20 protein-coding genes and 1 tRNA gene are annotated in these 21,127 nt (G+C 42.9%); 10 read left to right on the top strand and 11 right to left on the bottom strand.

Annotated elements, in window-relative coordinates; all coding sequences use genetic code 11:
- Window positions 1-195 precede the first annotated feature (195 nt).
- Window positions 196-1,776 (top strand): S41 family peptidase, encoded by a 1,581-nt coding sequence (locus tag ACFSYC_RS00865; protein ID WP_377122435.1) that lies wholly within the window; start codon window positions 196-198, stop codon window positions 1,774-1,776.
- Window positions 1,777-1,907: 131 nt separating this feature from the next.
- Here ACFSYC_RS00865 and der read toward each other — a convergent pair whose 3' ends face one another.
- Both der and era read right to left on the bottom strand, forming a co-directional pair.
- Entirely contained in the window at window positions 1,908-3,209 is a 1,302-nt protein-coding gene (gene der / locus ACFSYC_RS00860) for a ribosome biogenesis GTPase Der (protein WP_377122432.1), read from the bottom strand.
- A 156-nt stretch (window positions 3,210-3,365) separates the two neighbouring features.
- Window positions 3,366-4,241 carry a GTPase Era gene (era, locus tag ACFSYC_RS00855; protein ID WP_377122429.1) on the bottom strand — a complete coding sequence of 292 codons (876 nt, stop codon included), beginning with the start codon at window positions 4,239-4,241 and terminating at the stop codon, window positions 3,366-3,368.
- Window positions 4,242-4,387: 146 nt separating this feature from the next.
- Here era and ACFSYC_RS00850 point away from each other — a divergent pair.
- Window positions 4,388-4,464, top strand: a tRNA-Met gene (locus ACFSYC_RS00850).
- Between the two features lie 118 nt (window positions 4,465-4,582).
- Window positions 4,583-5,311, top strand: coding sequence for a hypothetical protein (locus tag ACFSYC_RS00845; protein ID WP_377122426.1), 729 nt, complete (start codon window positions 4,583-4,585; stop codon window positions 5,309-5,311).
- A gap of 415 nt (window positions 5,312-5,726) precedes the next feature.
- On the opposite strand, the gene ACFSYC_RS00840 is transcribed toward ACFSYC_RS00845, so the two are convergent.
- The gene (locus tag ACFSYC_RS00840) at window positions 5,727-7,241 is read right to left on the bottom strand and encodes a serine hydrolase domain-containing protein (RefSeq protein WP_377122423.1); all 1,515 of its coding nucleotides are present in this window, start codon (window positions 7,239-7,241) and stop codon (window positions 5,727-5,729) included.
- Window positions 7,242-7,590: 349 nt separating this feature from the next.
- Between ACFSYC_RS00840 and ACFSYC_RS00835 the strand changes: the two genes are divergently transcribed.
- Entirely contained in the window at window positions 7,591-8,487 is an 897-nt protein-coding gene (locus ACFSYC_RS00835) for a polysaccharide deacetylase family protein (protein WP_377122420.1), read from the top strand.
- Between the two features lie 110 nt (window positions 8,488-8,597).
- On the top strand, window positions 8,598-9,608 hold the full coding sequence (locus ACFSYC_RS00830; protein ID WP_377122417.1) for a glycosyltransferase family 4 protein: 1,011 nt from the start codon (window positions 8,598-8,600) through the stop codon (window positions 9,606-9,608).
- A 29-nt stretch (window positions 9,609-9,637) separates the two neighbouring features.
- On the opposite strand, the gene ACFSYC_RS00825 is transcribed toward ACFSYC_RS00830, so the two are convergent.
- The gene (locus ACFSYC_RS00825) at window positions 9,638-10,192 is read right to left on the bottom strand and encodes a hypothetical protein (protein ID WP_377122414.1); all 555 of its coding nucleotides are present in this window, start codon (window positions 10,190-10,192) and stop codon (window positions 9,638-9,640) included.
- A gap of 297 nt (window positions 10,193-10,489) precedes the next feature.
- Here ACFSYC_RS00825 and ACFSYC_RS00820 point away from each other — a divergent pair, with 297 nt between their 5' ends.
- Together ACFSYC_RS00820 and ACFSYC_RS00815 are read left to right on the top strand one after the other, a co-directional pair.
- Window positions 10,490-11,518, top strand: coding sequence for a ligand-binding sensor domain-containing protein (locus tag ACFSYC_RS00820; RefSeq protein WP_377122411.1), 1,029 nt, complete (start codon window positions 10,490-10,492; stop codon window positions 11,516-11,518).
- A gap of 287 nt (window positions 11,519-11,805) precedes the next feature.
- The gene (locus ACFSYC_RS00815; RefSeq protein ID WP_377122408.1) at window positions 11,806-12,975 is read left to right on the top strand and encodes a Gfo/Idh/MocA family protein; all 1,170 of its coding nucleotides are present in this window, start codon (window positions 11,806-11,808) and stop codon (window positions 12,973-12,975) included.
- Window positions 12,976-13,158: 183 nt separating this feature from the next.
- Here ACFSYC_RS00815 and efp read toward each other — a convergent pair whose 3' ends face one another.
- Complete coding sequence (gene efp / locus ACFSYC_RS00810) at window positions 13,159-13,719, bottom strand: elongation factor P (RefSeq protein WP_377122405.1); 561 nt, start codon at window positions 13,717-13,719, stop codon at window positions 13,159-13,161.
- A gap of 206 nt (window positions 13,720-13,925) precedes the next feature.
- Between efp and ACFSYC_RS00805 the strand changes: the two genes are divergently transcribed.
- Window positions 13,926-15,464 carry an FAD-dependent oxidoreductase gene (locus tag ACFSYC_RS00805; protein ID WP_377122402.1) on the top strand — a complete coding sequence of 513 codons (1,539 nt, stop codon included), beginning with the start codon at window positions 13,926-13,928 and terminating at the stop codon, window positions 15,462-15,464.
- On the opposite strand, the gene ACFSYC_RS00800 is transcribed toward ACFSYC_RS00805, so the two are convergent.
- The 4 genes from ACFSYC_RS00800 to ACFSYC_RS00785 all read right to left on the bottom strand — a co-directional run bounded on the left by ACFSYC_RS00800 (window position 15,461) and on the right by ACFSYC_RS00785 (window position 16,962).
- Window positions 15,461-15,712 (bottom strand): hypothetical protein, encoded by a 252-nt coding sequence (locus ACFSYC_RS00800; protein ID WP_377122399.1) that lies wholly within the window; start codon window positions 15,710-15,712, stop codon window positions 15,461-15,463. The genes ACFSYC_RS00805 and ACFSYC_RS00800 overlap by 4 nt on opposite strands.
- A gap of 2 nt (window positions 15,713-15,714) precedes the next feature.
- Window positions 15,715-16,077: a hypothetical protein gene (locus ACFSYC_RS00795; RefSeq protein WP_377122396.1), complete on the bottom strand. Its 363-nt coding sequence runs from the start codon at window positions 16,075-16,077 to the stop codon at window positions 15,715-15,717.
- 10 nt (window positions 16,078-16,087) lie between these two features.
- Window positions 16,088-16,450 (bottom strand): hypothetical protein, encoded by a 363-nt coding sequence (locus ACFSYC_RS00790; protein ID WP_377122393.1) that lies wholly within the window; start codon window positions 16,448-16,450, stop codon window positions 16,088-16,090.
- A gap of 98 nt (window positions 16,451-16,548) precedes the next feature.
- On the bottom strand, window positions 16,549-16,962 hold the full coding sequence (locus tag ACFSYC_RS00785) for a VOC family protein (RefSeq protein ID WP_377122390.1): 414 nt from the start codon (window positions 16,960-16,962) through the stop codon (window positions 16,549-16,551).
- Between the two features lie 153 nt (window positions 16,963-17,115).
- Between ACFSYC_RS00785 and ACFSYC_RS00780 the strand changes: the two genes are divergently transcribed.
- Both ACFSYC_RS00780 and bla read left to right on the top strand, forming a co-directional pair.
- Window positions 17,116-17,469: a DUF4180 domain-containing protein gene (locus tag ACFSYC_RS00780; RefSeq protein WP_377122387.1), complete on the top strand. Its 354-nt coding sequence runs from the start codon at window positions 17,116-17,118 to the stop codon at window positions 17,467-17,469.
- A gap of 73 nt (window positions 17,470-17,542) precedes the next feature.
- Window positions 17,543-18,424, top strand: a complete 882-nt coding sequence (bla, locus tag ACFSYC_RS00775; protein WP_377122384.1) for a subclass B3 metallo-beta-lactamase — start codon at window positions 17,543-17,545, stop codon at window positions 18,422-18,424.
- Here bla and ACFSYC_RS00770 read toward each other — a convergent pair.
- Together ACFSYC_RS00770 and ACFSYC_RS00765 are read right to left on the bottom strand one after the other, a co-directional pair.
- Entirely contained in the window at window positions 18,421-19,497 is a 1,077-nt protein-coding gene (locus ACFSYC_RS00770) for a nuclease-related domain-containing protein (protein WP_377122381.1), read from the bottom strand. The two genes, bla and ACFSYC_RS00770, sit on opposite strands and share 4 nt — an antisense overlap.
- A 176-nt stretch (window positions 19,498-19,673) precedes the next feature.
- Complete coding sequence (locus ACFSYC_RS00765; protein WP_377122375.1) at window positions 19,674-21,029, bottom strand: S41 family peptidase; 1,356 nt, start codon at window positions 21,027-21,029, stop codon at window positions 19,674-19,676.
- Between the last annotated feature and the right edge of the window lie 98 nt (window positions 21,030-21,127).

Here is a 21,127-nt window from a genome sequence, read left to right as displayed (position 1 = left end):
AAAATTATTTAAAGTGGATTAATTATTGGTGTTGTAATAGTTGCTGTTAGTGTATGGTTTACGCGTTGAAATATGCTTTTTTTAAACGCATTGATACACAGTGGCATTATTTTACATAATTATTAGTTTTAATTGATGTTTACTATGATAATCATATAGCGCTATCCGCTCAAAATATTATTTTTGTATCAATTTATGAAAAGAACCGCAGGTATTATTTTTAGATCGGCCTTATTGGTGTTAGTGGGGGTGGCTGTCGGTTTTTTTGTAAGCGATAACCGCCTGACTGGCAAGATAAACTTTGATGATAAAGACAAGGTTTCTAAGGTGTTAGAGCTGGTAAGGCACAATTATGTGGACTCCGTTGATGTGGACAGCATTGAAGGCTCAACCGTGAACACCCTGTTGCAAAATCTCGATCCTCACTCATTATACCTGCCCGCTCAACAAGCATCTACCATTAACGAACGGCTTGAAGGTGGTTTTACCGGCATAGGTGTTGAATATATTTTGCTGCGCGATACCCTGGTACTTACCCAGGTGGCAGCCAGTGGACCTGCATTCAAAGCCGGGTTAAAGCCGGGTGATATCATAGTAGAAATCGACCATAAAAAGCTATCCGGTTCTGAGTTGAATACTGCTAAGGTCAGCAAGGCTTTTAGGGGGCAAAAGGGCACTCAGCTTTTGCTGGCCGCCATACCATCAGGCAGGGGAAAGATCAAGTACTTTGATATAAAACGAGATCACGTTGACCTAAGCAGCATGGATGCCGCCTACATGATCAATACGCAGACAGGCTACGTCAAGATCAGCAAGTTTGCCTCAACCACCGATGCCGATTTTAGAAAGGCACTAATAAAACTAAAAGCCGAAGGCATGCAAAAATTGGTGCTGGACATCCGTGGCAATGGTGGCGGTTACTTAAACACCGCTACTGCACTGGCCGATGAATTTTTAACAAAAAAACAGCTTATTGTGTACACAAAAGGTGTGCATGACCCGCGCACAGACTATTTTGCGACAGACTCCGGTAATTTTCAGCAAGGTAAACTGGCTGTGTTAATTGACGAGTACTCTGCCTCTGCCAGCGAGATATTGGCAGGGGCCTTGCAAGACCTTGACCGCGCCGTAATTGTTGGCCGGCGTTCTTTTGGTAAGGGATTGGTGCAGGAGCAGTTTTTGTTTGGCGATGGATCGGCGGTTAATCTTACGGTGGCGCGGTACTACACGCCGTCGGGACGGTCTATACAAAAATCATATAGCAAGGGGGTAGAGAGTTACCGCAATGAGCTGGCACAACGCGTGCGCCAGGGCGAACTGCTATCCGAAGAAAGTAATTTAAAGGATAGCGCTTTTAGCAAGCCTACCAATTATCATACATCATTAGGGCGTAAGGTGTTTAGTGGTGGCGGTATCATGCCGGACATTTTTGTGCCTGCCGATACTACCTTGAGCACGTATTTAACACATCAGCTGAGCAACAAGCAATTATTTACCGCTTACGTGATAGATAACATGCAACCCTTATTGGCTAAATACAGCGCTGCGGATTACTTTAAAAACTTTACCGTTAGCGATGCCGACCTGGGCAATTTTATTATCTATGCATCGCAAAAAATCCCGGATATGGATGCCCGCGAGGTAATGTCGTCTAAAGACAACCTTAAAAATTTGATCAAAGCATTTGCCGCCCGCTTTAAATGGGGCGACGAAGAATACTACCGCACCCTTAACGCCAACGACGCCACGATCAGAAAAGCGGTAGAAAGTATTTAATGTGCGAATATGCAGATTTGCCAATGTGCACAATGCCTTTCTAAGGCAAAGCTGTTTTACCGCGCAAGTATTTAACGCCAAAAACAATTAAATCATAAATAGCATCGCACAATTGCAAATCGGCATTTCCGCTACTTCTGCCTAAACCACACCTGTATTGGCGCGCCGCTGAAGTCGAAGTTTTCTCTGAGCTTGTTTTCTATAAAACGATAGTACGGTTCTTTAACATACTGTGGCAAGTTACAGAAGAACGCGAACATGGGCGATGTGCCCGCTATCTGCGTAGCGTATTTAATTTTAACGTATTTACCTTTTAAAGACGGTGGTGGGTAATGCTCAATAATAGGCAGCATCACTTCGTTAAGTTTTGACGTGGCTATTTTGCGGGCGCGGTTTTCGTAAACCTTGTTAGCCACATCAATTACCTTCAATACGCGTTGCTTTTCGGTAACCGAAGTAAATACAATAGGCACATCACTAAACGGCGCTATTTTTTGCTTGATAATGTCCTCAAAAACCTTGGTGGTTTTATTGTTCTTCTCAATCAAATCCCATTTGTTAACTACCACCATAATGCCTTTCTTGTTCTTCTCGGCAAGGTGGAAAATATTGATATCCTGCGACTCGATACCCTCAACCGCATCAATCATCAGGATGATGACGTCGGCCTCTTCAAGGGCTTTAATGGTACGCATAACCGAGTAAAACTCTATGTTCTCTTTTACCTTGGTCTTTTTACGCATCCCCGCGGTATCAATCAGCATAAAATCATGACCGTACTGGTTATAATGGATATGGATAGAATCGCGCGTGGTGCCGGCAATAGGGGTGACAATGTTACGGTCTTTACCAATCAAGGCGTTTATGATAGATGACTTACCCACGTTAGGGCGGCCAACTATGGCATATTTGGGGCGGGTATTTTCTTCAAGTTTGATATCCTCAAAATGTTTAACCATCTCGTCCAGCAATTCGCCGGTGCCAGACCCTGTCATCGATGAGATGTTGTAAATCTCGCCAAGGCCCAGGCTGTAAAACACCGTAGCGTCTACCTGCTGATTGTTGTTGTCAACTTTGTTAACGACAACAAAAACGGGTTTCTTGCTTCTGCGCAGTAAGCCTGCAATGTCGTCGTCTAAATCAGTAATCCCCGTGGTAACATCTACCAAAAACAAAATGATTGACGCTTCCTCGATGGCGATAACTACTTGCTCGCGTATAGCGGCCTCAAACACATCGGTAGAGTTGGCTACGTAGCCACCGGTATCAACAACGGTAAATTCGTGGCCTGTCCACTCAGAGGTACCGTAATGACGGTCGCGGGTTACGCCGCTAAAGTCATCCACAATAGCTTTGCGGGTTTCTGTTAAACGGTTATATAAGGTTGATTTGCCTACGTTGGGGCGGCCAACTATGGCTACTATGTTACTCATTTTATAAGATTTGAGATGTGAGATTTGAGATGTGAGACTTTGACTCTGCACATCCACAATCAACATCTATTTATTGCATTCCTGAGCTTCAAAACTAAAGATATAATAGCCTGCTTAAAGGCGCTCATATCTCACATTTCAAATCTCATAACTATTCTATTCGTACCCAAATTTTTTCAGGTAATTTTTTTTGCTGCGCCAGTCTGGTATAACCTTAACAAAGGTTTCCAGGAAGATCTTTTTCTGAAAAAACTCTTCCATGTCGCGGCGGGCGTAGGTGCCTACTATTTTCAGCATTTTGCCGCCTTCGCCAATAATGATGTTCTTCTGGCTGTCGCGCTCTACAATAATCTCGGCGCTGATGCGGTGCAGCTTCTCGCCTTCAACAAAGGCGGTCACTATAACCTCGCAGCTGTACGGGATCTCTTTTTTATATTGCTTCAACAACTGTGCACGGATCATTTCTGACGCGAAGAACCTGTCGTTCCTGTCTGTTAACTGATCCTTTTCGTAATAAGCAGGGTGCTCCGGCAAATGCTCAATAACAAAGTTCATTACTGATATTACGTTATGATCATGCAAGGCAGATATCGCAAAAACCGCTTTAGGGTTCAGTTTTTCTTGCCAGTATTCAATTTTAGCTTTAACCTTTTCCTCGTCGCTTTGGTCAATTTTGTTAACCAGTACCAGTAGCGGCGCTTCCGATCCGGCCAATTTTTTGATCACATCCTCTTCGTCGTACTCCTCGTAAATGTCAGTCACCAGCAATATCAGGTCGGCATCGACTATCGATCCTTCTACCTGGTGCATCATACGCTCATGCAGCTCGTAGTGCGGTTTGATGATACCCGGGGTGTCAGAAAATACAATTTGGTACTCGTCTGTATTAACAATACCCAATATACGGTGGCGGGTGGTTTGAGCTTTTGGGGTGATGATAGACATCTTTTCGCCAACAAGCGCGTTCATCAGGGTAGACTTACCCGCGTTTGGTTTACCAATGATGCTTACAAAACCTGCTTTATGACCCATAGAAAAAAAATTAAAATAATATTTGGACTGCAAAGAAACGAATTATATCTTTGCAGTCCAATAAAACGGGAGCACAAAATGCTTTTTTGACAATTGGGACAAACATTACGGAGTTATGCCCGTTATGTAATAACACCAAAACACAGTGCGGGATGGAGCAGTTGGTAGCTCGTCGGGCTCATAACCCGAAGGTCGTAGGTTCGAGTCCTGCTCCCGCTACCCAAAAGTGAAAAGCCTTGATCGAAAGATTAAGGCTTTTTTTATTTAGTAACCTAGACTTGACATTAAAGCTAAAAGCTTTTCTTACTTTTCTGTTCATCAATTCCTTATCCAAATCCCAAATGAAGAAATCTTTATTTTTTACGCTGATGCTAGCGATGTTTGCCATCAGATCTGCAAACGCGCAAACTAAAAACGTAGCCGTTGTAAGCTTTTTTATCAACAAGCAAATTGACGTAACCGACTTTGGAGAGGTAGCTTATTTAGCGGTTACCAAACTTAACGAAGACCCTGCATTTAACTTAACACCAATGTTAAATGACTTTCATACCCGGTTTTTCGATGATTATTCAAAAAGCCTTCCGTTTGCGGTGCTGCCCGAAGAGAAAGTTTTAAAGAACGAAGCCTACAAGGCTTTTGTTCCGGTTGGCAACGCAACAAGCGGCATATTAAACACTGCAAATTTTTTAACCGCAGTAGATGGTTATAAGATATTGCTGCACTACGTAGGAAGCCCGAATGAAGAAAATATGGCAAAGATGTTTAGCGAAGCCGATGGTATAATGACCGTATCTATACATTTTAAACTGATTAAAATAGGTTTTGGTGGCATGGGTGTAGTAAAAGTTAGCGCCGTAAGCACTTTAGCTTTATATAATAAAAACGGCGACAAGGTATTTTCTATTAAACAGGATGCAAAATCAAAAAACATGGCACCGTTAGTTGGCGGTGTACCTGTAATGACCCCTGAAAAAATTATGCCGATGTGCGAAAGCGCAATAGATGAGTTGAAGGCTGCATTGCAAAAAGATATGCGGAAAATTATAAAGAAATCAGACGCCAAGTTGTAATAGCTTTAAATATTATTGAGGCCCCAGCTCGGAAGAAAAGTGGCTTTCGGTGTAGTTGGAGCCTACAGGCATAGTGTTCGAAGTTGTAGGCTTTAATGCGGGTGGCTCATATCCGTTAGCTAACGGACGTAGGTTCGAGTCCTGCTTCCGCTACCTTTCTTATTTTAAAAATATTTTGTTGGTAGTTCGCTGGATCTCTTATCCGTCGACTTACTGTCGTAGGTCCGAGCCCTGCTGCCGCTACCCAGAAATGAAAAAGCCTTGATCAAAAGATCAAGGCTTTTTTTGTGATGATTACCACAAGTATACGCAAGTGTTAAACCCGTAATTACCGCCGTACTCTTACCATGCACCTTCCCACCGCTCCCTTGTTGGTGAGAACACCAACAAGGGATAGGAAACACATGACCAACTTTTAGCGAAGTTTACCTTTGATGATGGTCTCTTTGCCACGCTCAACAGTATTTGTAATTTTCATGGTCAAACCCTGGTCATCAAAAATGCAGGTAAATTTTTCAGTATGAGGACTCTCAATATAACGTAAGGTCAGTTGTATTGTACGTTCGTCGGTCCAGCTGTAGTTGCCGGCTACTTTAGCGGGGAAAAGCATGCTTCGGTTCTCCTGTGCCCCTGCGGTTAGGGACGGACCGGGTTTTTGCGTGGTGCTTGTTTGCCAGGCTCCGGCGCCAAAATCCAGTGTGTAGCTGGCCGTATCGTTTTTAAGCGTAAGTTGTTTGTTATTGAAAGTGGCGGTACTGAAATTGAACTTATTGGCTTCCAGCTGATAAGTGCCGTTCTTTTTTTCGCTTACTGAGCTGTTAGTTGCTGGCGGCAAAGCCAGCTCTTTCAAGGCGGTTTGCAATTGCGCGTAGGCTATTTTATTGGCTGGCAATTTACCGACAGTCATCGCGGGCAACAGGTATCGCCAAACCAGGTTAATCTCCCCCTGCATGTCTGAGGTTTCTGCCGTAATCGCCAGCACTGCGTCCTGGTCGGGCATAACAATCATTAACTGACCAAATGCACCGTCGCCACGGTAAGCGTTATACCGGCAACGCCACATCTGATAAGCATAACCCTGTTCCCAGTCGCTGGCATCCTTCCTGGCTTGTGCTAAGTCAGGATGTTGGATGATCTTCACCGAGCTGGCTTCTTCGGCCCAGCCTTTAGGGAGTACCTGTTTGCCGTTCCATTGACCATGCTGTAAAAAAAGCTGGGCAAATTTGGCCATATCTTCGGTTTTAACGCGCAGGCCCCAACCACCGGTATTAACGCCATTCAGATCAGTTTCCCAATCCATACCCTTTATATCAAGCGGGTCAAATAATCTTGGTTTTAAATATTGTAACAGCGTTTGGCCGCTCACTTTTTGAATGATTGCCGAAAGCATGTAGGTGCCTAAAGAATTGTAGAGGAAAACGCTACCCGGTTGGTGCACAATGGGTGTAGCCAGGAAGCCTTTTACCCAATCAGCTTCGGCCGATAAACGGCTGGGCTCCGGGTCTTGCCCGTCTGCCATGATCAACGCGTCCTTTACGGTCAGCGCCGCCAGATTAGGGCTTACGTTAGCCGGTAATTTATCAGGAAAAAAAGAGATCACTTTGTCCGTAAGCGCCAATTTCTTTTCAGCGACAGCAAACCCGATTGCGGAAGCGGTAAAGCTTTTACTACATGAGTAAAGGGTATGTCGCAATTCAGGTTTGTACGGATTCCACCAACCCTCGGCCACTACTTTGCCATGGCGGACCAGCATAAAGCTGTGAAATTCGGTTTTACTGCTACGCGTAGCGTTCACAAAACCCAATATGCCTTTAGAATCGACTCCCTGGTCTTCGGGTTTGCTGCGTGGCAGATCTTGTCCATTTAACAATAAAACAAGGCTGAGCTGTAAAGCGACAGCAAGTGAGATGACACGGCGATAGGCAAGCATGGCGGTATTGATTGGTTTAGGCTAAAGTAAGCAATTTAGTAAACTATTCCCCCATCGCTACGCATGCGTGCCGCATTTGTCAGGTATGATGTTGGTACAACACCATCCAACGCCCCTAAAATTTTAATCCTAAGACACTTTCTCAAACACCGTCTTCCAATAACGCTCACCATTGAATATGGAAGATTTTGCATTGACTTGAACAGAAATAACTTGCCATTCTTTAAATTTGGACCATTCTTATCTATAAATGAATAATTTATAAATAAAACAATAAGGCTCAAAATATTGTATTATTATGCTTAAAAGTGTAGCTCCTGCAAGGGGAACCTTCGTTTTGCGATGAAATATGAAAAATATAATACGATATTATGGGGGTTGGTTATTAGCAAATATTTTTATTGCTTTAGGCTTTACCTACCGCGTAAAGCAACGTATTAAAAAAGGAGAAATGATCCTCTCGTTTTTTTTTCATGATCCTTCCAGGGATACTTTTCATTATTGCATTAGCTGGTTAAAAAAAAATGGTTTAACTTTTTTAGATCAAAACGATATCCTTGCCGTTTCCACAGGCAAGAAGCCGTTCCCAAAGAATGCTGTAGTAATTACATTTGATGATGGTTGGAAAGGTAATGTTGAAGCAGTTATTCCTATTGCCGAAACATTCCGGGTACCGGTAACCATATTTATATCTACAGAACCTGTTGAAAACGGAGTTTTCTGGTGGTCATATATCTGGCCGGGGCAGCAAAAGAAGATTATCACTAACCCTGTTGAATATTTTAAGAATTTACCCAACGAGGAAAGACTTGCCGTAATTAAGCAGATAAAAGAAGAAGTTACCCTGCAGCGTGAAGCGATGACCGTCTCCCAGTTGCAAGCTATAAGCAAACAAGACATGGTGACCATAGGCGGACACACTATTTCCCATCCCATACTGTCCCAATGCAGCGAAGAACAGGCTTTTGTCGAACTTAGCGAATCCAAACAAACTATTGAAAAATGGATAGGAAAACAAATAAATTCATTTGCTTATCCCAACGGAAGCTATGGCACAAGAGAAGTTGAAATTTTACGGAAATTGAATTATGATATAGCGTATACCACACAACAAGTACCGCTTACCAAAGAGCGAATCAAGAACACGCTTGAGCTGCCTCGTTTTATTGTCATCGAAAAAATTTCTAATGCAGAAGCCCTTTGTAGGATGTTAGGGGTGTGGCAATCTGTGTTAAGGCAGCCCTAAGTTAACTCCTTAATAAAATTAAAACCAAACTATTGAGATAGTAACCAATTAAGATGTTTTTTGATTCAATTACTCACCTATTAAAGTTGACTAAAGTTAAAAATAACGCAATGGGCCTTGAAGTATTATCATTCACTGATGATTTGCATGAGTATGGGGGTGCCCAACGAATCCTGATGATTGTACATCACGAGATAAAAGGCACGTACAAGGCCAAGATATTAGGGTTTAAAGATTATAGCAACCTGCACCCGAAATATAATATTGCCCCGTCAGAATATATAAAGTTTAGAAACCCTTTTCTGCTTAACAACAAAATTCTGCTTGTACATAGCCGGAAGATGATGACCGTTATAATGATATTAAAAAGAGTGTTCTTTCTTAATTTCAAGGCAATATATGTCGCACACAGCGTGTACGATACATTAAATTGGGCAACATTATTCCCCCGAGACATCGTTTCTATATCAAACAAGGTAACTGAGAACCTGCGTAATTATTTTGGTTTAAAAGGTGAAAATATTAAATTGATATATAATGGCTTAAAGGATGAGTATAACAACCAGCCATCTAATTACCTGCCAGGGAAACAAGTTATTATTGCATATCCCGCAAAGATATATGATTTGAAACGGCAGCTAAAAATCGTAGAAAATTTGAAAGGCAAGCTGCTGCCTGCTATAGAGATCCACTTTATAGGTACTGGTCCGCAGTATGACGAACTTAAAGAGCGCTGTAAAAACGAACCTAGCTTTAGCACGTTAGGCTTTGTAGATCGCATTCCAGAATATTTAGCTACGGTAGATTACATAATGCTCTATTCAGAAAGAGAGGGGTTGCCCACCTGCTTGATTGAGGGCCTAATGATGAGAAAGCCACTTTTAGTAAACGATGTTGGAGGCAATCTGGAAATAGCTATACCCGGAAAAACCGGATTTAAACTAGAGGAAGACTGGAACCAGGTGGCCCTAACATTGAATAACCTGGTTAAAATATCTGCAGATGAGTATGAACAAATGGGGTCAGCTTGCAGAGCACATTATAAAAGCATGTTTACCCAAGATAAAATGGTTGCAAAATATCAGGAGAAACTACAACAATTAGGTGAAAGCATAAAGTAAGATAACACTAAACAGCGGCAAAAAAACTACTAAGAGGCCTTTTCAAACACCGTCTTCCAATAACGCTCACCGTTGAATATGGTAGATTTCGCATTGGCCTGAATAGAAATGGATTTGCCATCATTGCTCAACTTCCAAACTTCTGTTACGTAAACAAATTCTTGTTTCTGTTGAGGATACTTCAGGAGTACAGTTGAGTTTACAGTCATAGTTTGGCCATCAGCTGACCACTTTGCGGTAAACTTCTTTCCTCTTCCCTGGCCGTGATTAATCTCGGTTGCTTTACCATTAAAGGTCAGTTTCTCCTGGCTTTTAACCAGCGCTGCGCCAGGAAACGAACTTGACACATCTATGGTTAGAAAATTTACCTGCTCTGCTATTTTCATTGTGTTAGCCAGCATACGGTCCCCCGAATTATATGTACAAACAATATTTCCGCCCATACTTATCGACTCTTTAGATTTCCATTCGCCGGAAAAGTTAGCGCGATGAGTGCCCTTTTTTTGCTGAGCCTGTACCGGGAAATAAATTACGACAACCAACATGATAGCCAGGCTGTACAAAACATTTCTTTTATTTTTCATTTCATATCAAAATTGGTTCAGCAAATCTACTTTGATATGTTACGGCTTTAGTAATTTGGATTGTAAATAAAAATGTAAATTTTGTATTTACAATGTGGACCTCATGTGTTTTTTACCAGAAACCGTCCCGCCACTACCGCAAGCGTCCCGCTTGTGTGTAAAGCCATAGGTTTTTGTCTTTGTGTTAATCTACATTGTAACCCCGTCATTTACAAACATTTTACATTTTTATTTACAATCCAAATTCCTCAACATGAGAGGTGTCGCTATACTTTTGCTCAATCAATTTTTTACATCATGAGAAAAACCAGTAACTACCCGCACGTTTACACATTGTTATTAATGTTTGCTCTTTACGTGCCCTGCCAGGCCCAAAACAAAGAAACAAAAGAGCTTACCGCTACTCAAGGACCAAAGGCCTTGGTTCGTACCATTAAGCAGGATAGCAAAGGCAACATTTGGCTTGCTACCGTGAAAGGCATTTTCAGATCGGACGGGAAATTATTTACCAATATTACCGGCAAGGTAAGTTCGGCCCGTTTCTACGCTGTTTTAGAGGACAGGAAAGGGAATTTTTGGGTTAGCACTATTGGTTCGGGCGTTTATTATTACGATGGGAAATCTTTCCAAAATTACAACACCAAACAGGGCCTTGCCAGCGATGCTGTTACTGGTATTTATGAAGATAAGGCTGGGAATATCTGGTTCGGTACCGATGCCGGGGCCAGTCGCTACGATGGCAAAATTTTCCAAACCGTTAAAATGAAAGAAGGATTGGACACAAAGGGCGCTCCTTCTGATTCTACCCACGTATCGACGTACGAAGATGAGCTTTGGCGACAAAATGATATTAATGACATTTTTGAAGACAAAACAGGGAAATTATGGTTTAGCACCAAGGGCAGTTTTTATGTTTACGACGGCATAACAGCAACAGCTGTCGCCAATCCAAACGGCAAATCATTTGTAAATGTTAGCAGTGCTGTACAAGATAAAAAAGGCAACATTTGGCTGGGCGGTAAAGATGGCCTTTGGCGCTATGACGGCCGCGCCTTCACCAATGTCACACAGAATGTTACCAGTTATATCTACGAGGATAAAAAAGGCAACATTTGGACCAGCTCAGAAAATGCAACTGACCGGAACTGGGTGCTGACGCGTTATGATGCAAAATCATTGACAGATAAAAATCCGGCTGCAACCGAAATAAAGCCAAAACAAAAAGGAAATAAAGGAAGGCTTTTCGGCATTTTAGAAGGCAACGACGGTAGTATTTGGGTTGGGTCTATGAGCGGGGCGTATCGTTATGAGGGCCTTATCCGGTGAGCTTTCTTCCAAGGCTCACGGGCAACCTCGGAAGGGCAAGTGCTTTATCTGCGCTCCGTTCGGTGGCTATTGGAAGAATCGCCTCAACGATACCTTGCTGGTTTTCATTACTGGACAAACAGCAAGATGAAAGCTTGTTCGACCAATACCCCATCCCTCTTGTTGAAATTGCTACCAGTGTAATCGATATTGGCCACTCTTTTTTTCTGTGTTGATATTGTAAATTAATAATATCTTACATCAAATTTGACAGATTACATCTTTACATTATAAAACACAATAAACACATGAAAAAAAGAAAACTGCGTATGGGCATGATAGGTGGGGGCAAAGATGCTTTCATCGGTGCTATCCACAGGCTGGCCGTAAACATGGACGGTCAAGTTGAATTAGTTTGCGGCGCTTTAAGTATAAACCCTGACGTAGCTCAGGAAAGCGGAAAAATGCTATTCTTGCCCGACGACCGGATCTATACCTCTTATATTGACATGCTTGACAAAGAGGCGGCGCGCCCGGCAGATGAGCGTATGGATTTTGTAACTATCGTTACACCAAATTTCGCACACTTTGCCCCCGCCATGAAAGCCCTTGAATGTGGCTTTAACGTGGTTATAGAAAAACCGATAACCTTTACCTTGGAAGAGGCTAAACTATTGGAGAAAAAACTTGCAGAAACAGGCCTGATGCTGTTGCTTACGCATACTTACGCAGGCTATCCTATGGTTAAAGAAGCCCGCGAGATCATCAAATCAGGCAAACTTGGAAAAGTGAGGAAGATCTATGTAGAATATTTGCAGGGCTGGCTTAGCCGCCTGTCTGAGCGTGAAGGAAATGCGCAGGCATCATGGCGCACAGACCCTTCAAAATCTGGCAAAGCTGGTTGCATGGGCGATATAGGTACGCATGCCGCGCATTTGGCAGAGTACACCTCGGGCCTTAAGATTACCGCATTAAACGCTGCGCTTAATATCGTGGTTGATGGCCGTATGCTTGATGACGACGGCTCCGTTCTGCTTAAGTTTGAACAAGAAGCCACAGGCACGCTGATAGCGAGCCAGGTTGCTGCCGGCGAGGAAAACTCCCTTAAACTGCGCATCTATGGCGAGAACGGGGGGCTGGAATGGTCGCAAATGGAACCCAACACCTTAACCGTACGATGGTTTGATAGGCCAGCCGAAACCTTGAGAGCAGGCGGGGGCTACACCGACAGGCTATCTAAAAGCGCGACATCGAATTGCCGTACGCCGGGAGGGCATCCCGAAGGCTATTTGGAAGCATTTGCTAATCTTTACAAAAACTTTGTATTGGCCCTTGGCGCCAGGATAGAAGGAAGGGAACCCGAACCAGAATGGCTTGACTTTCCTTCGATCAACGAAGGTATACGCGGCATGGCGTTTATAGATAATGTGGTAGCCTCCAACGCCAGCAATGACAAATGGACAACTTATACCGTGTAAAGATTAAACCACCTCCGGCTAACGTAGCCAAGAGGTAATAATCCAATTTACAAAATAATCTTTTGACTCATTGGAACACTCAAATAAAAAATGGCCTTTCTTAGTGAGAAAGGCCATTTTTTATTTATTGTTCCCAGTACAAAAAACCGATCTTTCTATCGGCTTCAAAATAACAAGTCTATGTTATTTTACACGCTCGACGTAATCGCCGGTGCGGGTATCTATCTTTATTTTATCGCCCTGATTTACAAAAAGCGGCACTTTTATTTCAATACCGTTTTCGGAAGTAGCCGTCTTCATGGCGCCCGATGATGTGTCGCCTTTAACAGCAGGTTCTACATAAGTCATTTCTAACTCAACAAAGTTTGGCATTTGCGCCATGATTGGCTCTTCGCTTTCAAAAGATACCACGATGTTCATGCCTTCGGCCAAAAATTTTACAGATGGGCCTAATAAGTCTTTAGATATGTTAAACTGCTCATAAGTTTCGTTATGCATAATCACCATAAAATCGCCGTCGTCGTACAAGTATTGGTAATCATTGGTTTCTACACGGCAAATTTCAACCTGCTCGTCTGTACCCAAACGTGCTTCAACTATTTTACCAGTTTTAATGTTTCTAAATTTGTCTAAATAAAATGCGCCGCCTTTACCGGGTGTGCGGTGCATAACTTCGGTAACGGTTACCAGTTCGCCGTTGTAGCGTAATATATTTCCTACTTTAACTTCAGATGCCTTTGCCATTTTTAATGCTTTTAAAATTTAGGCCAAATATAACTTATCAGATGACAATGCCTACTGTCGTCGTGCCGCAAATTACATTTTAATGCTTTGGGTATATTTAAGGGAGATTAGCCGTGCCACGTACTTACACCCAACCAAAACCGTATTTGCCGCAAAACTAATCGCTTGAAAATGTTGTTTTAAAGGCTACCATCAAACAACTACCAATGGAAACGCAGAACACAGATAAAATACAACGAGACGGCGGGTTACCCAGCCCCTGGCAAGCGGAGCTTACCGGGCCAGCGCTAAAAACCGGCTTTAACAATAGTCAACGCTTTGACGTTATTGTTGTAGGTGGTGGCATTACCGGGCTAACCGCTGCGTTATCCTTACAACAAAAGGGCAAGCAGGTTTTAGTGCTGGATGCTCACCGGCCGGGCTATGGTACTACGGGCGGCACCAGCGCGCATATTAATACTTTTGCCGATACAACTTATCAGGAAGCTGAAAGCGGTTTCGGCGAAGAGGGCGCACAGTTATTTGCCGACGCTGTTAACGAGGGGCATGCGGTTATAAAGGCACTTATCGATCAGCACAACATAACTTGCGACTACGCCGAAAAGAACGGCTACGTGTATGCGGAAGACGAAGACCAGGTAAAACAACTGGAAGATATTTATAATAGTGCGCTAAAAGTTGGGGTGGATATGGCTTACGAGACTGAGGTGCCAACGCCGGTGCCTTTTCAACAAGCCGTGATAATTCCAGGGCAAGCGCAGTTTCATCCTATAAAATATTTGCAGGGCTTGCTTACCGCTTTTGAAGCGGCTGGCGGTGTTGTGATGGAAAATGTTTTGGCGGACGATGTGTCAAAAGAAGATGAAACACTTACAGTAAAGGCCGGGGAGTTGACATTCACTGCCGGCGCGGTAATCTATGCTACGCACATCCCACCCAAGATAACTTCATTTAGTTTTAGATGCGCCCCTTATCGCAGCTACGTTTTAGGCGTTAAACTTAAAGACGCAAATTATCCCGATGCTCTGATCTACGATATGCAAGAACCTTATCATTATGTACGTACGCACGAAATTGATGGCGAGCAGTTACTAATTATAGGCGGTAATGACCATAAAACCGGGCACGATGATCCTGAAAAAGCTTTTGAGGACCTGGAGAAATATACGCGCCAATATTACAATGTATCGTCGGTAAAATACCGCTGGTCGGCGCAGTATTATATCCCTGCCGACGGCTTTCCATACATAGGGCAGATGCCCGAAGCGCCCGAGGGTGTTTATTGTGCCACAGGCTATAATGGCAATGGTATGATGCTGGGTAGCATTGCCGGCAAAATATTAAGTGACCTGATTGCGACCGGCGAAAGCAAATACAAAGAGATATTTAGCCCGGCGCGAATTAAGCCAATTACCGGTTTTACCGAGTTTATTAAAGAAAACGCCGACGTGGCCTATCATTTTGTGGCCGACAGGTTTAATATTGATGAAACAGAGTCGCTGCAAGGCCTGGCACCCGGCACAGGTAAAGTAGTGGAAGTTGACGGAGAGAAGATAGCCGCTTATCGTGATGAAGCCGGTAAGATCCATGCGCTTACCCCGGTATGTACACACGCAGCCTGTATTGTAAACTTTAACGATGCCGAACGTAGTTGGGATTGCCCTTGCCACGGCGCCCGTTATGATATTGACGGTAAAGTGATAACCGGCCCGGCCACACGCGGTCTTGCTAAAATAGGTAACTAAACTTTACCCTTATTATCCCAGTGATCTTTAACGATATTGCCCGCCGCATCTGTAACCAAGCGGCGGGCAAAACGTTCACCTTTTATTTTTCCTTCTTCATCGGCTTTGCCGATAAACAGTATTGTTGGTCTGCCTTGGTCATCAGTTTTAAAAGCCAGGTCATAGCGCCCCATGCTGCGTTCAACCATAGCATCGGCTTCGTAAACTTTGCTTAGCAACTTCTCAAGGTCCTTACCAATTTTCATCATAATCACGAAGCTTGAGATGCTTTCCAATCCGTTAGTAGGACCGAAATGCCTGCTAGTGCTGTAAAAGCAACGTTAAAAAGCAGTTCTTTACGGTTTTTACGGAAAGCCGGCAGCAAGCTTTGAGCAGCAAATTGTGCCACATTGAAAGCATCTATCTTACCGTGTGTTTTATAAGGGATCAACCCTTTTAGTGCTAACGGCTGCTTGGTTAGTGCCACGTAAGGCAATAATACGGCAGCTTCGGCGGCATAAATCAATTTGGCTTGCTTGTTCATTTTAAGCAAGGTTGGCAGTGCCAACAGGCTACCGGTTAAAGCATAGTCTATCAGTGCATGCCATTTCGGAGAAAGGAGTTTAGTTTCCATATATCAGATACTACTGTTTACGAATTAAGTTCTGTCGGGTTGGCAGCGCCCGAATTATTCCGTCAACGTCGCTATCGTCGGTGAGATCGGAGTCGTCTAAATCGGCATCTTCGCTCAACTCATTGCCACCTGTAAGGTCGCCACCTTCTGAGTCTTGAGATCCAAAATCGTCCTCTCTCCCTAAATCAGCATCCTCTATATCGTCGCCGATAGCCAGATCATCTCCTTCAAGATCATCGTCGCCTTTAAGATCATCTTCCGGGTAATCGGTTTGGTCAGCTATACCATTGTCAGACTCATTAGCCGAACCAATGTTGAATGAGTTTGTGTTATTTACGAGCTCGTCCTGATTGTTTAAATTGATAGTTTCCATAGTGTTAGTTTTTATACTAAACAATATCAACTATCGCGCAAACAGTTAGGCTTGACTTAAAAACGCGTAGTTACTCTTATCGATAAGGTATTAATACGTTATGCCTGATGCTCGGGCACGCCCTTTGGGTCCATCCATACATATTCCCAATGGTGTCCGTCAAGGTCTGCAAAGCTATGCTGATACATAAAACCGTAGTCGGTGGCCGGGTTTGGTATAATTGCGCCTGCGGTTTCAGCTATTTCCACCATTTTATTGACGGCATCTTTGCTATCAGCCGATAGGCAAATAGTACACTCTACCTGTTTGTGCGCGTCAATAATTTCTTTTTTAGTAAAGGTTTGAAAAAAAGGCACCGTTAGCAGCATCACGTAAATGGTATCGCTGATGATCATGCAAGTTGCTTTCTCATCGGTAAATTGCGGGTTAAACGTGTAACCAAGTTTAGTGAAAAATTCTACAGATTTGTCAAGATCCTTAACCGGTAGATTTACGAAAATTTGAGTCGCCATGAGTTTGTTGTTTTAGTTAATCAAATGTACGCCCATACAGTGCCCCGGAGAATGGGCAAAAACGACAAGTTAAGGGGCTGATTGCGACATGTGCAAGTTTTGCAATCACGACAAATACCTGCAATCGCATCAAAAATTTCTACTTTAGCAACTATGCAAATCATCACCCATCAAAAAAACGGAATACAGATAGCGGAAATTCTGTCAGACGCTATAATAATAAACTCCGTCGATGATGGCACACAGGTACTTAACGACCTGTATTATCAGGGGTTTGATGCGATTATTATTAAAGCCGGGCAGTTGGCCGCAGATTTCTTCGACTTAAAAACGGGGCTAGCTGGAGATGTGCTACAGAAGTTTTCAAACCGCAGAGTCCGGCTGGCTATCATTGGCGACTTCAAGGTGGTGGAAAGTAAAAGCCTGAGAGATTTTATTTTTGAAAGCAATAAAGGCAATTTGGTAAGTTTCAGGAACTCATTAGCCGAGGTTTTAGACAGCCTTTAAACCGATTAGTGCCAAATAACATAATTTGTCGACTGACCACACCGGATTTTATCTCACACCCATTAATAATACTATGAAAAAATTATTGATCCTTATCTGCTTGTTATACATCCACACCTTCGGGCTGGCGCAAAAGATATCAGAGCCCGCGGCAATGAGTGCCGAATGGGTTAAGCCTTATGCTCCGTTTAATATCGTTGGTAATTCATACTATGTTGGCACCACCGATTTGGCTTGCTATCTGGTAACAACGTCGGGCGGAAACATATTGATCAATACCGGTTTAGCAGCGTCAACTGCACTTATAAAAGCGAGTATAGAGAAATTAGGTTTTAAATTTGCCGACACTAAAATACTATTAACCACGCAAGCGCACTTTGACCATATGGGGGCCATGGCCGAGATAAAAAAGCTAACCGGCGCAAAATTTATGGTTGATAGGGGAGATGCAGGCGTGGCTACCGATGGCGGACTGTCTGATTATTATTTTGGCGGTAACCATAGCCCATTTAAACCTATAAAAGCCGACCGCTTACTAAACGATAATGATGTTATAAAATTAGGCGGCACCAAATTAACCATGCTGCATCACCCCGGGCATACCAAAGGTTCATGCAGTTTTATGTTGACTGTAAACGGCAAGAAACGGATGCACAAGGTGCTGATAGCTAATATGCCTACTATTATCATAGAAAATCGCTTTGCTGATGTAAAAGCTTATCCCGAAATGGCGCAGGATTATGCGTACACTTTAAAAGCCATGAAAGCACTGAAGTTTGACATTTGGGTAGCATCGCACGCGAGCCAGTTTAACCTTGCCAAAAAACATCAGCCTGGCGATAAATATAATCCGGCAGCGTTTGTGGACAGAAAGGGCTATGATGCGCAACTTAATGAGTTGCAGAAAGCGTTTGATAAGAAAGTTGCGGGACAACGAACAGCAAAGATTTATTAACGCCCTTGAACGGAAATTAAATAATTAGCAATTTTTAGGGTTTCGTCATTTGAGAAACAAGGCTGGAAATAGTTTACATATTTAAGCAAATCGGCTAAGCTCAAAATTTTAACAAACGGAAACTGTTCAAGAGGTTTTTTATTTATCAATACAAGTAAGTTTTTGATTGGAACTTTCTTCGTTCCCAGGAAGTGTCCGTTTAGAAGTGATTTTTGATTACGCACGTTGCCGTTTAAAATTCTATACAACGCAAAGTTGGCTCGGGATATTTGTTTAATGGGAGAATATAACTCAGGGTTATTTATTGAGTTTTCACCCCAATTTTTTGTTTCTATCAAAAACACACCCGACTTGCTAATTAAAATATGGTCTATTTGAATGGATTGTATGTAATCATTTTCGGTTTTTCTGTAGACCGCTCGATGAAATTTGTATTTAAAGTCATTGATCAATATCCAATCATCTGATAATTTCTCCAATTCAGCAACAACCTTCTGTTCGCCCCAAGCCCCGTAAATCCAATTATTGATCTCGTCAATAACAGTTTTTTTATGAGTAAGCTTCTTTAATTCTACAGAACAGCCTTCCATCACAGCATCCGTAGGGCTCGCAATAAGAAACTGATAGCGGATATTTTTTATACTAAAATTATCTAATAGCGATTTTACAGCATTTTTATATTTAACATAGGAAATAAGTTTGATAACCCGTATTACAAGCCTCAACCAAAATACTTTTAAATAATTTATTACGGAAGGTTTAGCATCAGGCTCATCCCTGGATAAATAAGATAATTTATCTTTTGGGGCTTTAAGTTTCAATAATAGTTTTCGTTTAACCTCAATGCTTTTTGCTTTGATAAAAGCACTTAATTGATCAAGTTCTACCGCCAGGGTGCGCCGTTCCAAGTCAATGCGCAATTGACTATTTGAGATGATTTGCTGTTTCTCAATATGGTAGGTCTTCTGAAAACTGATGAGATCTTCTAAAGATTGGGGTTCACAGATACTGTGGCTCAGCAGGTGCTCATTTATAGCGGTTATACAGCCAACGGTATTATAAACCTTACACATATCAAATCATTACACTAAACTACCGTAAGCTATATAACCTGTGAAGTATTAAATCAGTAGCGAATATAAGAAATCATGTACTGACTGGTACATACTCTTCCAAGTCTCTAACTAAATAAACCAACAAAGCCCCAAATCTCTCAATTTGGGGCTTTGTCAATACAAAAATTGTCCGATTAAATCTTAGTCAACGGCTGCGGCGTGGTAGATACGGTGCCATTACCCATAAGCGTTTTACGGGTTAAGCCTGCTGATTTACCCTTTGCATCGCGGTTAATGTATACACGCGATGAATTTGGGCCAAGGTTAGCGTTTAAGCCGGTGATTACCAAAACATCCTGTTTTAACTCTTTTAAAATGTAGCTTTCAACCGGTTTGCCGGGTTCAACGCGGTTCCACAATAAATCGCCTTTAACGGCCGTGATAGTAACGTTGTTGCTGTATTTGCCAACTAATTCGCTGTATTTGGTTTTCATGTTGGTAGCAGCGCTGGCGGCAATGCCGTCGTTGTCAATCACCCATTGGGCGGCTACTTTTTGTAATGAATCCGGTGAATTTTGTAGAATGTCTTTTAAGATCAGTTTGCGGGTAGCCACTAACGCGTCTTCTTTACCCGTTAATACGTCCGGTGCGACACCAACGCCTTCCCAGCCTACGTTATCGTTAGGGCCAACTACCATTTTGATAGGGATGAAGGCCTGTAGATTGCTGCCCAACTGAACGTTGCCTCCAGCAATGCCCGCGCCTGCGCTGGTATCGCCCACTATGGTAGCGCGATTTAGCTTTTGCATGGCGTAAGCAAAACCCTCAGATGCAGAACCTGTGCCTCTACCGGTTAAGATGTATACTTTAGCGTCAGGCATATGTTTGCCGGGGGTGTAAGCGTAAGTCCACTCTTGCTCATCGCGTTTGCGGTCTTTATAAAAACCGTTCAGGTAAAACTGCTCACGGCCCGGATTGTAAAAGTAAGATGCCAGGAAGCGGCCCATTTGTCCGGTACCACCAGGGTTGTGGCGCACATCAAGAATAATATACTTGCTGTAGGCCGACATACCCATAGCCGCCGCCGCCATCTCAAATGCTTCTTGCGAGCCTAAAAAGGGGCCAGGGATATCTACATATGCAGTAGATGTAGCGCCGTCGATCTCTACCTTTTTAAAGCCATAATTTGATTTAGCGTCAGAGTTGCCTTGTGGTCTCGAACCTCTTGGTCCCTGAGGTGCGCTGCGAGAAACACGCAGGTGTACATCTTTATGCGTTTTACGCAGGTCTTCGGTAAGTTTCGATGCCAATTCGTTTTCTGTCAGGTTATTATAACGGCCCGCTGCTTCAAATTTAAGCAAAGCCTCTTTATACTTAGCGCTAATTTCAGGGAACGGGTATACTTCTACCAACCTGTCGGTAAGCTTGGTAACAACAGCATGCCTGTCGGCCTCGCTTACGGTTTGGGCAATTGTTGTCAGGTTGCTCAATAGCAATACTGTTGCCGCACCCATGGCACGGCCGGCTAGTTTGGTTAGGGTTGATTTCATTAAGAGAGTTAAAATGAGATAATTAATTTTAACAAATATAATATTCAGGCCATATCGGCACAAGCCTTAACACATATGTTACCCAAGCGGGTAAATAC

Origin of the sequence: Mucilaginibacter antarcticus, from assembly GCF_042686155.1 — a bacterium.
Classification (GTDB): domain Bacteria; phylum Bacteroidota; class Bacteroidia; order Sphingobacteriales; family Sphingobacteriaceae; genus Mucilaginibacter; species Mucilaginibacter antarcticus.
The sequence above is the reverse complement of the archived record's forward strand: the minus strand, read 5'-3'. Positions and strand labels throughout refer to the sequence as shown.

Excerpts from the sequence above, each read along its gene's own strand:
- ACFSYC_RS00865 (WP_377122435.1), top strand. The coding sequence starts at position 196 with ATGAAAAGAACCGCAGGTATTATTTTTAGATCGGCCTTATTGGTGTTA.
- der (WP_377122432.1), bottom strand. The coding sequence starts at position 3,209 with ATGAGTAACATAGTAGCCATAGTTGGCCGCCCCAACGTAGGCAAATCA.
- era (WP_377122429.1), bottom strand. The coding sequence starts at position 4,241 with ATGGGTCATAAAGCAGGTTTTGTAAGCATCATTGGTAAACCAAACGCG.
- ACFSYC_RS00845 (WP_377122426.1), top strand. The coding sequence starts at position 4,583 with ATGAAGAAATCTTTATTTTTTACGCTGATGCTAGCGATGTTTGCCATC.
- ACFSYC_RS00840 (WP_377122423.1), bottom strand. The coding sequence starts at position 7,241 with ATGCTTGCCTATCGCCGTGTCATCTCACTTGCTGTCGCTTTACAGCTC.
- ACFSYC_RS00835 (WP_377122420.1), top strand. The coding sequence starts at position 7,591 with ATGAAAAATATAATACGATATTATGGGGGTTGGTTATTAGCAAATATT.
- ACFSYC_RS00830 (WP_377122417.1), top strand. The coding sequence starts at position 8,598 with ATGGGCCTTGAAGTATTATCATTCACTGATGATTTGCATGAGTATGGG.
- ACFSYC_RS00825 (WP_377122414.1), bottom strand. The coding sequence starts at position 10,192 with ATGAAAAATAAAAGAAATGTTTTGTACAGCCTGGCTATCATGTTGGTT.
- ACFSYC_RS00820 (WP_377122411.1), top strand. The coding sequence starts at position 10,490 with ATGAGAAAAACCAGTAACTACCCGCACGTTTACACATTGTTATTAATG.
- ACFSYC_RS00815 (WP_377122408.1), top strand. The coding sequence starts at position 11,806 with ATGAAAAAAAGAAAACTGCGTATGGGCATGATAGGTGGGGGCAAAGAT.
- efp (WP_377122405.1), bottom strand. The coding sequence starts at position 13,719 with ATGGCAAAGGCATCTGAAGTTAAAGTAGGAAATATATTACGCTACAAC.
- ACFSYC_RS00805 (WP_377122402.1), top strand. The coding sequence starts at position 13,926 with ATGGAAACGCAGAACACAGATAAAATACAACGAGACGGCGGGTTACCC.
- ACFSYC_RS00800 (WP_377122399.1), bottom strand. The coding sequence starts at position 15,712 with ATGATGAAAATTGGTAAGGACCTTGAGAAGTTGCTAAGCAAAGTTTAC.
- ACFSYC_RS00795 (WP_377122396.1), bottom strand. The coding sequence starts at position 16,077 with ATGGAAACTAAACTCCTTTCTCCGAAATGGCATGCACTGATAGACTAT.
- ACFSYC_RS00790 (WP_377122393.1), bottom strand. The coding sequence starts at position 16,450 with ATGGAAACTATCAATTTAAACAATCAGGACGAGCTCGTAAATAACACA.
- ACFSYC_RS00785 (WP_377122390.1), bottom strand. The coding sequence starts at position 16,962 with ATGGCGACTCAAATTTTCGTAAATCTACCGGTTAAGGATCTTGACAAA.
- ACFSYC_RS00780 (WP_377122387.1), top strand. The coding sequence starts at position 17,116 with ATGCAAATCATCACCCATCAAAAAAACGGAATACAGATAGCGGAAATT.
- bla (WP_377122384.1), top strand. The coding sequence starts at position 17,543 with ATGAAAAAATTATTGATCCTTATCTGCTTGTTATACATCCACACCTTC.
- ACFSYC_RS00770 (WP_377122381.1), bottom strand. The coding sequence starts at position 19,497 with ATGTGTAAGGTTTATAATACCGTTGGCTGTATAACCGCTATAAATGAG.
- ACFSYC_RS00765 (WP_377122375.1), bottom strand. The coding sequence starts at position 21,029 with ATGAAATCAACCCTAACCAAACTAGCCGGCCGTGCCATGGGTGCGGCA.